The sequence below is a fragment of the Alkalibacterium sp. MB6 genome (genome assembly GCF_009935905.1).
Taxonomy (GTDB): Bacteria; Bacillota; Bacilli; order Lactobacillales; family Carnobacteriaceae_A; genus Alkalibacterium.
In genome coordinates this window covers 24,763-39,696 of sequence record NZ_PREX01000005.1, presented here as the reverse complement: position 1 = coordinate 39,696, position 14,934 = coordinate 24,763, and the positions used below count along the sequence as shown (strand labels likewise).

The 14,934-nt window shown below is 40.7% G+C and carries 12 protein-coding genes; 9 read left to right on the top strand and 3 right to left on the bottom strand.

Annotated elements, in window-relative coordinates; all coding sequences use genetic code 11:
• Positions 1-7: 7 nt before the first annotated feature.
• The 4 genes from mnmE (at position 8) to pnpS (ending at position 6,172) form a co-directional block, all read left to right on the top strand.
• Positions 8-1,396, top strand: a complete 1,389-nt coding sequence (gene mnmE / locus C3945_RS03275; RefSeq protein ID WP_161878260.1) for a tRNA uridine-5-carboxymethylaminomethyl(34) synthesis GTPase MnmE — start codon at positions 8-10, stop codon at positions 1,394-1,396.
• A 30-nt stretch (positions 1,397-1,426) separates the two neighbouring features.
• Positions 1,427-3,319, top strand: a complete 1,893-nt coding sequence (mnmG, locus tag C3945_RS03270) for a tRNA uridine-5-carboxymethylaminomethyl(34) synthesis enzyme MnmG (protein WP_161878259.1) — start codon at positions 1,427-1,429, stop codon at positions 3,317-3,319.
• 382 nt (positions 3,320-3,701) lie between these two features.
• The gene (locus tag C3945_RS03265; protein ID WP_161878258.1) at positions 3,702-4,409 is read left to right on the top strand and encodes a response regulator transcription factor; all 708 of its coding nucleotides are present in this window, start codon (positions 3,702-3,704) and stop codon (positions 4,407-4,409) included.
• Complete coding sequence (gene pnpS / locus C3945_RS03260; RefSeq protein WP_161878257.1) at positions 4,406-6,172, top strand: two-component system histidine kinase PnpS; 1,767 nt, start codon at positions 4,406-4,408, stop codon at positions 6,170-6,172. Before C3945_RS03265 ends, pnpS begins: the two co-directional genes overlap by 4 nt.
• A 58-nt stretch (positions 6,173-6,230) precedes the next feature.
• Here pnpS and C3945_RS03255 read toward each other — a convergent pair whose 3' ends face one another.
• The 3 genes from C3945_RS03255 to C3945_RS03245 form a co-directional block, all read right to left on the bottom strand.
• Positions 6,231-7,709, bottom strand: coding sequence for a carbon starvation CstA family protein (locus C3945_RS03255; RefSeq protein ID WP_161878256.1), 1,479 nt, complete (start codon positions 7,707-7,709; stop codon positions 6,231-6,233).
• Between the two features lie 132 nt (positions 7,710-7,841).
• The gene (locus C3945_RS03250) at positions 7,842-8,576 is read right to left on the bottom strand and encodes a LytTR family transcriptional regulator DNA-binding domain-containing protein (protein WP_161878255.1); all 735 of its coding nucleotides are present in this window, start codon (positions 8,574-8,576) and stop codon (positions 7,842-7,844) included.
• Complete coding sequence (locus C3945_RS03245; protein ID WP_337249270.1) at positions 8,577-10,331, bottom strand: sensor histidine kinase; 1,755 nt, start codon at positions 10,329-10,331, stop codon at positions 8,577-8,579. It lies immediately after the preceding gene.
• 346 nt (positions 10,332-10,677) lie between these two features.
• On the opposite strand from C3945_RS03245, the gene C3945_RS03240 reads away from it, so the two are divergent.
• The 5 genes from C3945_RS03240 to phoU all read left to right on the top strand — a co-directional run bounded on the left by C3945_RS03240 (position 10,678) and on the right by phoU (position 14,809).
• On the top strand, positions 10,678-11,574 hold the full coding sequence (locus tag C3945_RS03240) for a substrate-binding domain-containing protein (RefSeq protein WP_161878254.1): 897 nt from the start codon (positions 10,678-10,680) through the stop codon (positions 11,572-11,574).
• 106 nt (positions 11,575-11,680) lie between these two features.
• Positions 11,681-12,526 carry a phosphate ABC transporter permease subunit PstC gene (pstC, locus tag C3945_RS03235; protein ID WP_161878253.1) on the top strand — a complete coding sequence of 282 codons (846 nt, stop codon included), beginning with the start codon at positions 11,681-11,683 and terminating at the stop codon, positions 12,524-12,526.
• Between the two features lie 2 nt (positions 12,527-12,528).
• The gene (gene pstA, locus C3945_RS03230) at positions 12,529-13,344 is read left to right on the top strand and encodes a phosphate ABC transporter permease PstA (RefSeq protein WP_161878252.1); all 816 of its coding nucleotides are present in this window, start codon (positions 12,529-12,531) and stop codon (positions 13,342-13,344) included.
• A gap of 2 nt (positions 13,345-13,346) precedes the next feature.
• Complete coding sequence (pstB, locus tag C3945_RS03225) at positions 13,347-14,108, top strand: phosphate ABC transporter ATP-binding protein PstB (protein ID WP_161878251.1); 762 nt, start codon at positions 13,347-13,349, stop codon at positions 14,106-14,108.
• Positions 14,109-14,137: 29 nt separating this feature from the next.
• Entirely contained in the window at positions 14,138-14,809 is a 672-nt protein-coding gene (gene phoU, locus C3945_RS03220) for a phosphate signaling complex protein PhoU (RefSeq protein ID WP_161878250.1), read from the top strand.
• The last annotated feature ends 125 nt before the right edge of the window (positions 14,810-14,934 follow it).

Below are 14,934 nucleotides of genomic sequence, written 5' to 3'. Positions count from 1 at the left end.
CAAACAAGTGGCTATTGAATTTGATACGATTGCAGCGATTTCTACCCCACCGGGAGAAGGCGGGATTGGGATTGTTCGAATCAGTGGAGATGAAGCGTTGGAGATTGCCGACCGCATCTACCAACTCGGAACGAAAAAGCTATCCGATCAGCCGACTCACACGATTCATTATGGACGAGTGGTTAACCCGAAATCGAATGAACCGATTGATGAGGTGATGGTCACGGTTATGCGTGCACCAAAAACCTATACAAGAGAAGACGTTGTTGAAATAAATACACACGGCGGCATTGTGTCGGTTAATAAAGTCTTGAAAACCGTCTTAAACAATGGTGCTCGACTAGCTGAACCGGGTGAATTTACTAAACGTGCCTTTTTAAATGGACGCATTGATTTGTCTCAAGCCGAGGCAGTAATGGACGTGATTCGTGCTAAAACCGATAAGGCGATGCATATGGCTGTGACGCAACTGGACGGAAATTTATCCCGACTCATTAAACAGTTGCGCCAGGATATACTGAACACCCTTGCTCAAGTGGAAGTGAATATTGATTACCCTGAATACGACGATGTGGAAGAGATGACGTCTCGCTTGTTAATTGAAAAAGCCAGTCATGTTAAAGCGCAAGTAGAGGCTTTACTTGAAACAGCCAGCCAAGGTAAAATTTTAAGAGAAGGCTTAGCGACAGCTATCATCGGCCGTCCTAACGTTGGAAAATCAAGTTTACTGAATGTCTTGTTAAAAGAGGAAAAAGCGATTGTAACAGATATTGCTGGAACGACACGGGATGTGATTGAAGAATACGTCAGCGTTAAAGGCGTTCCGTTAAAATTGATTGACACAGCAGGTATTCGTGAAACGGAAGACATCGTTGAACGCATTGGGGTTGAGCGAAGCCGTAAAGCATTAGGCGAAGCAGATTTAATTCTATTGGTATTAAACCAAAGCGAACCGCTGACACAAGAAGACGAGCTTCTTTTGGAAGCAACAAACGGCATTAACCGCATTATTATTTTAAATAAAACAGATCTAGCCAATCAGCTAGACTTAAATGATTTGAAAACAAAAGTAGATCCTGACAGCATTGTCCAAACGTCTCTAGTGACTCAAGCAGGACTAAACGAGTTGGAAGCGAAAATCGCAGATCTCTTTTTCTCTGGAAACACCGGCGAAAAAGATGCAACATATGTATCGAATGTCCGCCACATCGCTTTATTAAATGAAACGATTGATGCCTTTAACGACGTCATCGAAGGCGTTGAAATGGACATGCCAGTTGATTTGGTACAAATTGACATGACGCGAGCTTGGGATCTATTGGGTGAAATAACGGGTGACAGTGTGCAAGACGAACTGATTACTCAATTATTCAGCCAATTCTGCTTAGGAAAATAAACTGACTATCGAAATAGAAAGGAACACGCTATGCAAACTTATGAATCTGGACAATACGACGTTATTGTAGTAGGAGCGGGACACGCCGGATCAGAAGCGGCTTTGGCTGCAGCTCGAATGGGCGTCAGCACTTTGCTTATCACTATGAACCTAGACATGATTGCTCATATGCCATGTAACCCGTCCATCGGCGGACCGGCAAAAGGCATCGTTGTACGTGAAATCGATGCTCTCGGTGGAGAAATGGGCCGGAATATTGATAAAACGTATATTCAAATGCGCATGTTAAACACAGCGAAAGGGCCAGCTGTTCGTGCGTTAAGAGCTCAAGCTGACAAGTACATGTATTCAAATGAAATGAAAAAAACCATTGAGCGCACAGAGAACTTGGATTTAAAACAAGGTATTGTTGAAGAATTGGTTGTAGAACAGGGCCAAGTTCAGGGCATTATAACGAATACTGGTGCCATTTACCGTTCGAAAGCTGTTATTTTAACGGCAGGCACATCCTCTCGTGGAGAGATTATTATTGGTGAATTGAAGTATTCATCCGGACCGAATAACACGCAGGCGAGCATCAAATTATCTGAAAACTTACTTGAATTAGGCTTTGAACTGGAGCGCTTCAAAACCGGAACGCCTCCAAGAATTCACAAAGGATCCATTGACTACTCTGTAACAGAAGAGCAGCCAGGCGATGTGGAGCCTCATCACTTTAGTTTTGAAACCCCAGACGAAGACTATTTGGATGAGCAGATTTCTTGCTGGTTGACGTATACCAGTGAAGTGTCTCACAACATTATCCGTGAAAACTTACACCGTGCGCCTATGTTTACAGGAATTGTGGAAGGGGTAGGGGCTCGTTACTGCCCATCTATCGAAGACAAGGTGGTTCGTTTCAGCGATAAACCGCGTCACCAATTATTCCTAGAGCCAGAAGGCCGCGACACAGATGAAATTTATGTCCAAGGTCTGTCTTCTTCTTTACCAGAGGACGTTCAGCTAGCTGTTTTACAATCAGTTGAAGGGTTGGAAAATGCCAAAATGATGCGTACGGGTTACGCAATCGAGTATGATGTCGTGAAACCCTATCAGTTGCGTCCGTCTTTAGAAACAAAACGCATCGGCGGTTTATTTACAGCGGGTCAAATGAACGGGACATCAGGCTACGAAGAAGCAGGTGGACAAGGATTAATGGCTGGTATCAATGCGGCGCGTTTGGTTCAAGGCGAAGAGCCGATTGTTCTCAAACGTAATGAAGCGTATATCGGCGTGATGATCGATGACCTGGTTACGAAAGGAACAAGCGAACCTTACCGTTTACTAACGTCTCGTGCAGAATACCGTTTGCTTTTACGTCACGATAATGCAGATTTCCGATTGAGCCAGACGGGTTATGATATTGGCTTACTTTCTGAAGACCGTTACCAAACGTTCTTGACTAAGAAAGAACAAGTCGAAAAAGAATTGGAACGTTTGAAAACCATTCGAGTGACACCAAAAGACGTTGCAGCCTATTTGGAAGAAAAAGGCGAATCTCAATTAAAAGACGGCATGCTACTCTATGACTTCCTCAAACGCCCATATGTGAAGTACAACGACATTATTCCCTATGCGCCAACAGAAGAACCGATGCCAAAAGACGTGAAAGAGCAAGTCGAAATTCATATCAAATATGAAGGGTACATCAACAAGTCCATCCGTAAAGCTGAAAAAGTAAAACGCATGGAAAACAAACGTATTCCTGAAGACATTGATTACAATGACATTAATAGCTTAGCAACTGAAGCAAGAGAAAAATTCATTAAAATTCGCCCGGAAACCATCGCCCAAGCTAGCCGTATCAGCGGGGTAAACCCGTCTGATATTTCTATCTTGATGGTTTACGTAGAACAAGGCGACCACAAACGAGTGAAGAACTAAATCATAGAAGGAGGGGCTGGGAAAAAAGTCACCTTTTAGTAATAATTTATAAATCTGAGTAATTAAAAACACCTTCAAATCAAGGATCATTTTTCCTAGATTTGAAGGTGTCTTCTAATTCAGCTAGTTATTTCCCAGCCCCTTTTACATAAGGAAGCTGGTGAATGAGTTGTAATCAAAACGGCAGATGATGTCGACTCGGAAGGAAATTATTGAATGAGCTGTAATCAAAATAGAGTATGATGAGACCCCCATACGAAATAAGTTCATTTCATCATTCTAGACACGTAACTTTTCATGGCCAGTCGTTAAACAGAAAATAATCTGTTAGAATGATAGCAAAGAGAGTCAAAATAAAATGTAGTAGTTAAGGAAGGATCACATGAAAAAAGTTTTAGTAGTGGAAGATGAACTGTCAATCGCAAAGCTCCTTCAATATAATCTTGAAAAAGACGGCTATGAAGTTGATGTCGCCATGGACGGCCAAGAAGGCTTTGACATGGCTAAAGAAGGTGTTTACGATATTATTCTGTTGGATATTATGCTTCCTGGAAAAGACGGCATGGATGTTTGCCGTGAGTTAAGACAGGAAAAAATAGAGACGCCGATTATTATGTTAACCGCAAAAGATTCTGAAATAGACAAAATTGTTGGTCTTGAAATTGGTGCCGACGATTACATTACAAAACCCTTTAGTCCTAGAGAAGTACTTGCTCGAATGAAAGCTATCTTTAGACTTTTGAGCAAGCAGTCCTCGCCAGACACCAAACAAGAAGAACAGGAAACGAAACTCTTATTCGAGGATTTAGCTATTTACCCTGACAAGTATGAAGTCATTGTCAAAGGAGAAAAAGTTGATTTCACACCGAAAGAATTCGAACTCTTGCTTTACCTTGCCCGCCACAGCAACCGTATCCTCAGCAGAGAACAGCTCCTTTTAGCCATATGGGACTTTGATTTCGCAGGAGAAACGAGAATTGTTGATGTGCATATCAGTCACTTAAGGGAAAAGATTGAAAGCAATCCAAAAGAACCGAAGTATATTAAAACGGCTCGAGGTTTCGGTTATAAATTTGAGGCGCCAAAATGAAACAGTTACGAAGCCGAATCATGGTATTCTTTACTATCATGACTATCTTATTTAATTTACTGTTTTTTATGATCGTATCATCCACGCTTGAAAATCAATCAGTCGACCAACAGGGTGAGCATTTGCAATCGCAACTCTTAACGCTATCCAGTCAGTTGACAGATTTAAGCGACACTAACGAGGCGGGTTTAACAGAACGGCTCGACCGGACAGCCAGGATTGTTTCAGAACGTCTCACGTTTATCTTACCTTCTGGAGAGGTTTTGTACGACTCTCATGCAGATATAAATGAACTAGATAACCACATAAACCGGCCGGAAATTCAGCAGCTGATACAAGAAGAAGAGATTAGTTCTTTTAACCGACGCAGTTCCAGCACCGGTGACACGCAATATTATGTTGCCACGTCCATTTTCTCTGAAACTGACGACCTACTGGGGTACTTGCGTTTATCGAAAAATGTAGAAGATATGGCCGGTTTGACAACACAAACCGTGCTCATTATCTCCTTATTTATGACGATTTCCATTGGACTTGCCTTTCTATTTATTAGTTATTGGACGAGAAAAATAAGCAAACCGCTGGATTATATGAAAGACGTAACGGAAAAGCTGTCCAAGCAAGATTATGATACCCGCTATTATTTAAGTTCATTTGACGATATCGATGAGTTGGGTATGTCGATTAATACCTTAGCTAGTAATTTGGATAATCAAATGCAAGAAATTCAAGAAAATGATACCCGACTGCGTGAGCTAATCAATCATTTGGTCATCGGTGTACTGGTTGTCGATAATGATCGAAACATTGATATGGTAAATTTAGCCATGAATGAAATGTTGGAAGATAATCTTTATGGGCACATTGGTAAGCCCTATAATGAGGTCATTCATAGTGTTAGTCTGGTTGAAATGATTGAAAAAGCATTTGAAGAAGAAACCCTTCAAAACCGAGAAATCACCATGTATTATCCTGAAGAAAAGATCGTGGATGCGAATGTGGTGCCCATCTTTGGTCAATTCAGGCAACCGATTAATTTTATCGTGTTACTGTACGACATTACAGAAATTAGGCGATTGGAAAAAGTACGGTCAGATTTCGTTGCGAATGTTTCTCATGAGTTGCGCACACCCATAACGGCGTTAAAAGGCTTTAGCGAAACCTTATTAGACGGTGCGATGCATGAAGAAGATGTCCTTGTTGAATTTTTGAAAATCATTTACAAAGAATCCATCAGGCTCGACCGGATGGTGGAAGATATTTTGCATCTATCTAAATTAGAACAAAGACAGGCGATCACTCATGTGGAAGCTGTTCGAGTAAAAGATGTCATCACGGAAGTTGCCAATATTCTGCATCAAAAAATGGACTTGAAACGCATTACGTTCACTATTCATGAAGAAGGCAGTGTAGAAGCGGAAGTCGACCGTGATCAATTCAAACAGATTGCATTGAATCTCATTGGGAATGCCGTCTCTTATACTCCTGAAGAGGGACAAGTAACTGTTAGAATAAAAAAAGATAAGAATGAAGCATTAATCCTTTTTGAAGACAACGGTATTGGTATACCCGCTGACAAACAAGTAAGAATTTTTGAACGCTTCTACCGAGTAGACAAGGCACGGAGCCGCAATTCAGGAGGCACAGGACTCGGTTTATCTATTGTTAAATGGCTAGTTGAAACCAGTCGAGGCCGAATCGAACTCGAAAGCGAAGAAGGAAAAGGCTCTACCTTTAGCGTTTGGTTGCCACTCAGCACATAACGAAGAACAAAAAAAGCGACCCCTTATCATTTTTTGATAGAGGTCGTTTTTCTATGCGTTAATTTGAATAAGAGGCTACTTCTATTGGCAATTGGTCATTTAATAATGAATCGCCAGGAGAAAGACGAGCTTTTTGTTTTTTACCTGTTTCCCAAAAGACTGCTAAGATGATGAGTGAAATAACCATTGCACCAATGTAAGCGGCAGGGGTCAGACCTAAACCGAAGCCGATCGGTTCGCTGAAAATATAAACCGATACAGCGTATAGCATAAAGACTCCAGGGAGCAAGGTCACATAGTAGTTACGGTCTTTCAAATACAAGTAACGGGTGGATACCAACAAAGAAATCACTGCAGTGACCTGGTTAGCCCAGTTGAAGTATCGCCATAGAATATTAAAATCGACAAAGGTTAAAGCTAAAGAGATAGCGAACAAGGGGATAGTAAGCATTAAAATCTTTGGAATTGAATCTTGCTTCACTTTGATATAGTCAGCCAAGATAGTCCGTAAACTTCTGAAAGCTGATAAGCCAGAAGATACAGGCAAGACGATAACACCCATAATGGCAATTGTTCCAAGAGTACTGCCGAGGAGCATAATGGATACTTCATTTACTACCAATGATGCTGTTCCGGCATTAATCATTTCGCTCAATGTTTGACCACCAAATAGAGCCATTGAAGCTGCTGCCCAAATCATAGCAATCACACCTTCTGCAATCATCATACCGTAAAAAGTGAAGCGGCCCTCTTTTTCATTGGTACTCGTACGAGAAACCATTGGTGTCTGAGTAGCGTGGAATCCTGACATCGCTCCACAAGATATGGTGAAAAACAAACCTGGGAAGATAGCTAAACCGCCAGGGTGGAAATTTTGCAATGTATCGATGCTTAAATTAGGCATAGAATAGCCGCCAAACAGTAAGGAAATTCCGATTGCGGCCGTACTTGTAATAAGGATTGCTCCAAAGAGTGGGTAGACTTTACCCATCGCTTTATCAATAGGTAAAATAGTGGAAATAATATAATAAATAAAAATTAAGGCTATCGCAATGCCGATCGTCATCCAACTAGGCGTGATACTAGCAATCAGGTTGGCAGGCGTTGTGACGAAGACGGTCCCAACTAATATCAATAATAGCATTGAAAATATATTTACCACATGTTTAACCGGTTTGCCTAAGTAACGACTGGCTAACTCGGGCAAATGTGCCCCATCATTACGTAAAGAGATCATACCAATCATGTAATCATGCACGGCACCAGCAAAAATACACCCAAAAATAATCCAAAGGTAAGCAACGGGGCCATATAAGGCTCCCATAATGGGACCAAAAATAGGTCCGGTGCCTGCAATATTTAATAATTGTATAAGTGAATTTTTCCATTTAGGCATTGGCACAAAGTCATACCCATCTTTTAATGCCACTGCAGGTGTTACTCTATCAGGTTCAATCGAAAAGTTCTTTTCAATAAACTTACCGTAAGTGAAATACCCAATAATTAATAGCGCAATACCGCCTAATAATGTCACCATAATGATTCCTCCATTTGTAATCGTTTTCTATAGGTTCATTATAGGAAATACTAGGCAAAAAAGAGGAAAAAGGAGCCGAGATGCCGGATACATCACCTCAGTTGCTTTTTCCTTGGGCTAAGATACAAGAGATTAGTTAAGCAAATTCATCTTTTCTTTAAAGGCCTTCATGTAAGATCGGCTGACCGGCACGTTTAAACCGTTACTTAATGTTAATTGATAGGTCTGATTGAACCACGGTTGGATTTCGACTATTTCATTTATATTCACAACATAAGATCGGTGGACTCTCATAAAAAAGGGACTATTGAGTTTCTCCTCCCAAGAAGCAAGAGAGTCGGGAACGGTGTATTCTCTTAATTTCCCGTAAATGGTCGTTTCGCCTTGATTCACTTCAAGAGCTAAGATATGAGTGAGTTTCACCATAAAAATACGTTCTTCTGCTTGAATGGGAACCGTTCGGTCTTCTATCTCACTCTCACTTAAAGACGAAGCTGTAGACTTCAGAGATTCTGCTGCGCGTTTGGCCGCTTGTTTCACTCGTTCCTCTTCAAAAGGCTTTAATACATAATCTCTAGCATTGCGTTCAAAAGCTTGAATCGCATAGTCATCGTATGCTGTGGCAAAAATGATAAGGGGTGGGTTTGGCATTCGATTTATCTTTTCTGCCAAATCTAACCCACTTTCGTTAGTTAAGTGAATGTCTAAAAAAATAAGATCAAAAGATTGTCGAAGTAATCGCTCCAGAGTGCTTTCTATCGAATCAGCCTCCTCCACTGTGCCAACTTCTTCATTTCGCTTCAGTAAATAAGTTAATTCATTTCTAGCTAGCGGTTCATCATCCACAATTAAAATGCGTAATGTCATCTAGTTGTCCTCCTTTTTGGGCAGTCGACACCAAACGAGTGTGCCATTCTCGTCAGATTCAAAATGTAACTTGGCCTCTTCACCAAACAAACTAACTAACCGCTTAGTTAAATTTTCCAAAGCAGAGCCAGTCCCTTCAGTCGAAGTGACAGGGGTTTTCCCTAAATCCGACTTGTCTTCCCGAACAATTCCTGCCCCATTATCTTTCACGCTTATAAGTATATGATTTAATTCCTCACAAACAGAAATCACAATCTCATTAGTCGTTTTTCGCTCTTTAAAGGCATGTTTAAACGCATTTTCCACTAATACCTGAATTAAAAATGGAGGAACCAAAACAGATTTCAAAGACTCATCAATCTGTTCTTGAACACTCACTCTCTCAGGAAACCGAGCTTGTTCAATTTGCAAATAAGCCGTGACTTGATGCAGTTCTTTATGCAAAGGAATCAAGTTGGTCCGAAACCCTTGCAAGTTGGCTCGAAAGAAATGGCTCAAATGAATGAGTAAGGAGCGAGCTTGTTCGCTATCTACACGAATCAAAGCTGATATCGTGTTTAAAGCATTGAAGAAAAAGTGAGGATTCACTTGGGCTTGGAGTGACTTAATCTCAGCATCTTGAAGCAATCGTGCCTCTTCTTCCGCCTGGCCCAGTTCAAGCTGACTTGAAAAAATATTCCCCAAACCCTCAGCCAACTGCCTCTCAACAAACGTTAGCGCCTCTTTATCAGTAAAATATAATTTTAATGTGCCAACGATTCGATCTTTGGTATATAAAGGAATGATTACAGCTGCTTCTAAGGGACAACCAGGAACTTGGCAGCCAATAGCCTCATGAGAATGGGCCTCTTTTGTCTGGCCTGACTTGATGACTTCCCTTGATAAATCAGTGATGATTTCTTCGCCTGATTGATGGTGGTCGCTTGCGGCCCCAACATGGGCCAAAATACGTTCGTGATTAGTAATGGAAACGGCATCGACCTTTATAAATTCCTTTATAATAGTGGCGGCTTCCTTTGTCGATTGTTCGTGTAGGCCTAGTCGAAAAAAGGGTAGAGTCTTATTGGCTAATTCTAAAACGTCGTGAGTTTGCACAGCTCGAGTTTGTTCTTCTCTTCTACGAGTCGACTCTATGATAGATAAAAACATGGCTGTTCCTAAACTGTTAATCAAAATCATCGGCAAGGCGATAAAAGTAACCAAGGAAAGGGCGTTCTGAAATTGACTTCCTAGTAGCAAGATAGAAAACATTTGAACTCCTTCCATCAATACCCCAACAATAGCTCCCTCTTTAAAATTCGGGAACTGGTTTTTGCGGATAAATTGTTTTCCAAATAAACCGGAAAGTAACCCTATTAGTAAAGAGGAGACCACGTAAATATACGGCTCTGCCCCACCTTGGGTATACCGAATGATTGCGGAAATACCACCTACAAAAACACCTACAAATGGGCCACCCACAAGACCTGATACACCGATCGTTAACACACGTGTGTTGGCAAGTGACGATCCGGGAGAAAGAGGAGAGAACAATTGCTCGATAATAATATCATTTTCAAAAATTTCTACCCCTGTAAAATTAGAAATGATGGCAAATAAGCTGAAGACAATGATGAGTTGAACCTTTGCATTCATACGCTGGCGATGATTGAGTAAGTTTTGGAAGTGTGGAATATTAACTAATAAGTATGCCAGAATAATAATCAATCCCGCACGCTCGAGCATTAAAATAAATAAAGCTAAAATGATAAGCACCTTCTTTTAATAGTGTTTAAGTCTAGTTTACCTTATCTAAGAGAAGACTATCCAGAAATAATCGGTTTAGTGACAAGTTAAAATGAAATTTGTTCAGTAACTAGTACCCAAATCGGTTTAGTAACAACTTAAATCGAAAAACGAGAAGTAAGTTGTACCCAAACCGACTTAGTAACAACTTAAAGCAAAAGTAGCCAACGAACGTGCATCAATCTGCCCCCGTTACATTAAATTTACATTCCTTTACGTATTCCATACATGAAATATATAATACCCTAATAAAACAAGACTATAGTTAGTACTGAAGACAGGAGATGTCTAACACTTGTTAAAAGGAGACTATTACATGAATACATTGTTTAAATGGGGAGCTATTTTAGGAACGACTGCTACTTTGGTGGCTTGTGGAAATGGGGACGCAGAGGGAACTGGGTCGAACGATTCTGCATCTGAAGAGTTTGATACATCTAGCTCACTTCACTTGGTTACCCGTGAGGTAGGATCTGGAACTCGTGATGCTTTTGCAGAAATGATTAACTTAACTGATGGAGATAACGATTTAATTGATCCAGCTGCAACAGCTCAACAAGGAACCAATGCTGTCAACACAACGGTTGCTGATGACCAGTATGCGATTGGGTATACATCAGTTGGTGCATTAAATGATGACATCAAACCGGTTCAAATTGATGGCGTCGATCCAACAGCGGAAAACATTTTAGCTGGTGATTACAGTATTGCCCGTAACTTCAACGTTATCAGAGGCGACGAGTTAAGCGAACAAGCTCAAGCTTTCTGGGACTTCATGTTTTCTGCGGAAGGACAAGCAGTCGTAGAAGAAGTAGGCTATATCCAATCTGACACGGAAGCTCCAGCGTATGAAGGAAGCGATCTTGATTTGTCTGGCGATATCGATGTGAACGGATCGACAGCTGTTTATCCGGTAGTCGAAGCGATGGCTGAAGCGTTCGGCGATATCCATCCTGATGTTCAAATCTCTGTCCACTCAACCGGCTCAGGAGCAGGTGTCACATCTGCCATTGACGGAACAACTGATATTGGTATGGCATCTCGTGACTTAAACGATGATGAAGTCGACCAAGTAACAGAAGTGGCTCCTATTGCATTAGACGGTATTGCCGTTATTGTTCACCCAAGCAACCCGCTTGAATCGTTAACAGTTGATCAAGTATCAGACATCTTCAGCGGAAACGTCAGCACGTGGGACGACGTATCTAATTAATAGAAAATAATTTAACCTAACTAAATAAATAGAGATGGGGCAAAGAAGGATGTAGACATTCTTTGCCCCATTTATCTGATTATAAAGCGTAGGAAGGAAGGCATATATGAATGATTTAAAAGAAAAAGTAGCGCATGGTGTGTTTTTACTGGCCGCCATCACCTCTATACTCTCTTTAGTGGTCATCGTCATTTTTATTTTTACAAATGGCTTACCCATGATGATTGATTATGGCGTATTTGACTTTTTACTTGGTACAACGTGGAATCGAACAACCTTTGGTATTTTACCAATGATAGTTGGCTCGATTGTAGTCACCATTGGAGCTGTGTTAATAGGTGTGCCGGTAGGAATATTCACGGCCATTTTCATGGCTGAATTTTGCCCGCCAAGTGTCTATCGATTTTTAAAACCGGCAGTGAACTTGATGGCTGGGATACCGTCTATTTTGTATGGATTTTTTGCTTTACGTATCATTGTTCCTTGGGTAAGGGATACATTTGGCGGGCCAGGAAACAGTATGTTGGCAGCTATTTTGCTGTTAGGGATTATGATTTTACCAACTATCATTTCCTTGTCTGAATCGGCCATCCGCTCTGTTCCGCGCTCTTACTACTCAGGCAGTATCGCATTGGGAGCAAGTAAAGAAAGAAGTATTTTTGCTGTTTTAGTGCCAGCTGCAAAATCTGGTATCTTTTCCAGTGTGGTTTTAGGCGTGGGACGTGCCATTGGTGAAACGATGGCTGTTGTGATGGTTGCAGGAAATCAGCCGATTATGCCTCGAGGATTAACGCAAGGGGTCAGAACGCTGACAACCAATATTGTGATGGAAATGGCTTATGCTTCAGGTCAACACCGTGATGCTTTAGTGGCAACAGGTGTCGTTCTCTTTGTTTTCGTCATGCTCATCAACGGGATCTTTTTGTATATTAAGAATAAGGAGGCCAAATAAACATGGGAAGTAAGATTTTAAACGGGTTAGTCTATCTATCAACCATTTTAACGTTTGGAGCTCTGGGTTTTCTTGTTCTTTACATTCTCTTTAATGGTGTTCAGTATTTAACGCCTTCTTTGTTTGAATGGACCTATACAACTCAAAACGTATCGATGATGCCCGCTTTGATTACGACACTGTATGTTGTATTGGGAACCTTATTTATAGCGACTCCCATTGGTGTCTTTACCGGCTTTTACCTTGTCGATTATGCTAACAGAGATAATAAAATTGTTAAAGCCATCAGTATGGCAACTGATACCTTAGCTGGTATTCCATCAATCATTTACGGCTTATTCGGTATGTTATTTTTCGTTATCTTTTTAGGCTTGCAGTTCTCTTTACTTGCAGGGATTCTGACCGTTACGATTATGACTCTACCTGTGATTATTCGTGCAACGGAAGAAGCGCTAATTGCAACAGGTATGCCGATTAGACAAGCCAGTTATGCGTTAGGTGCCGGCAAATTACGGACCTTATTTAAAGTTGTTCTACCTATGGCTATGCCCGGTATTTTATCCGGTGTCATTTTGGCTACAGGTAAAGTGATTGGTGAAACAGCGGCTTTGATGTTTACATTGGGTACCGCTACGTTATTGCCACAAAGTTTACTCGCTTCAGGAAGAACCTTGTCTCTTCACATGTTTATTCTGTCTGGAGAAGGGCACAATGTCAATGAAGCCTATGCTACAGCCGTTGTGTTATTGTTATTCGTTTTAGTGATAAACGGCCTTTCAACCTTTATCAGTAAACGGTTATCTAAAGGAGGAAAATAATAGTGGTTACTCAACCAAAAATTAAAGTGGAAGATTTAAAACTATGGTATGGTGATTTCCGAGCCTTACATGGGGTGGATTTGGATATTAATGAAAATGAAGTCACTGCTTTTATCGGACCATCCGGGTGCGGGAAATCAACCTTTATCAAAACATTGAACCGAATGAATGACTTGATTCCATACGCCCGAGTAGAAGGGAAAGTGGAGCTTGACGGTCAAGATATTTACAGTAAAAAAATGGACTTAAATAACTTGCGTAAAAAAGTCGGAATGGTGTTTCAGCAGCCGAACCCTTTTCCAAAAAGTATTTATGACAATATTGCTTATGGGCCTCGTACGCATGGGGTAAAAAAGAAGAGCGAACTGGATGAGATTGTGGAAAGAAGTTTAAGACAAGCGGCTATTTGGGATGAAGTGAAAGATCACTTGGACCGTAATGCCTTATCGATTTCTGGGGGACAGCAACAGCGTATCTGTATTGCTCGTGCTTTGGCAGTTGAACCGGAAGTGTTGTTGATGGATGAGCCGACAAGTGCTTTAGACCCCATCTCAACAGCAAAAATCGAAGAATTGGTGTCTGAATTAAAACAAGAGTATACTATCGTCATGGTTACTCACAATATGCAACAAGCCTCTCGGATTTCAGATCGAACAGCCTTTTTCTTAAATGGGCACATTATCGAAACCGATCAGACAAGAAAAATTTTTACTAATCCAAATCAAGAAGAAACAGAAAATTATATTTCAGGTCGATTTGGTTAAACCATTAAAACGGATAAGGGGGAAATAGAATGAGAAGAGCGTATGATGAAGAGTTGGAACGACTGCACCGCCTGTTTTCTCAAATGGGGAATATGGTTAATGAAGCAATATATAAATCAATTAAAGCCTTTGTGACGCATGACAAAGAGTTGGCTAAGACAGTTATCTTGGAAGACTTAAAAATCAATGAAATCGAACACCAGTTGGAGCAGGACAGTATCGAGTTAATTGCTTTACAGCAGCCGGTTACGGGAGATTTACGTAAAATCATTACAGTAATGAAAGCTTGTGCTGACTTAGAGCGAATTGGTGACCATGCTGTCAGTATTGCTAAATCAACGATTCGAGTAAAAGGAACGAGACGGCACAAACCAATTGAAGATAAAATTTCCTTAGCAGGGGATAAAATTAAACAAATGGGGCAAGACATTATTGATGCTTATATTCAGTACGATGCTGAAAAAGCGTTAGAAATTGCTAAACGCGATAATGACATTGATGAACTGGCGACTCAGATTAGAAAAGACAGTATCGAAGAAATGAAGAAAGATTCTGATTTGGTTCTTGGAGCGACCGACTACATTTTAGTTAGCACATATTTAGAGCGCATGGGTGATTATATAACCAATATATCTGAATGGATTTTATATTTTAATACAGGTGAGATAAAAGAATTAAATACACATCATGACCTTGATTAATGAGAAGGATATGATAAAGAGATTAAAGACTAGAGTGGACATTCTCTAGTCTTTTTTTCATTGTTTATGTTAAGATTAGAGGGTTTTCGATGATAAGCTATAGCAATAGCCTACCTACTTGTGTA

Excerpts from the sequence above, each read along its gene's own strand:
- mnmG (WP_161878259.1), top strand. The coding sequence starts at position 1,427 with ATGCAAACTTATGAATCTGGACAATACGACGTTATTGTAGTAGGAGCG.
- C3945_RS03265 (WP_161878258.1), top strand. The coding sequence starts at position 3,702 with ATGAAAAAAGTTTTAGTAGTGGAAGATGAACTGTCAATCGCAAAGCTC.
- pnpS (WP_161878257.1), top strand. The coding sequence starts at position 4,406 with ATGAAACAGTTACGAAGCCGAATCATGGTATTCTTTACTATCATGACT.
- C3945_RS03255 (WP_161878256.1), bottom strand. The coding sequence starts at position 7,709 with ATGGTGACATTATTAGGCGGTATTGCGCTATTAATTATTGGGTATTTC.
- C3945_RS03250 (WP_161878255.1), bottom strand. The coding sequence starts at position 8,576 with ATGACATTACGCATTTTAATTGTGGATGATGAACCGCTAGCTAGAAAT.
- C3945_RS03240 (WP_161878254.1), top strand. The coding sequence starts at position 10,678 with ATGAATACATTGTTTAAATGGGGAGCTATTTTAGGAACGACTGCTACT.
- pstC (WP_161878253.1), top strand. The coding sequence starts at position 11,681 with ATGAATGATTTAAAAGAAAAAGTAGCGCATGGTGTGTTTTTACTGGCC.
- pstA (WP_161878252.1), top strand. The coding sequence starts at position 12,529 with ATGGGAAGTAAGATTTTAAACGGGTTAGTCTATCTATCAACCATTTTA.
- phoU (WP_161878250.1), top strand. The coding sequence starts at position 14,138 with ATGAGAAGAGCGTATGATGAAGAGTTGGAACGACTGCACCGCCTGTTT.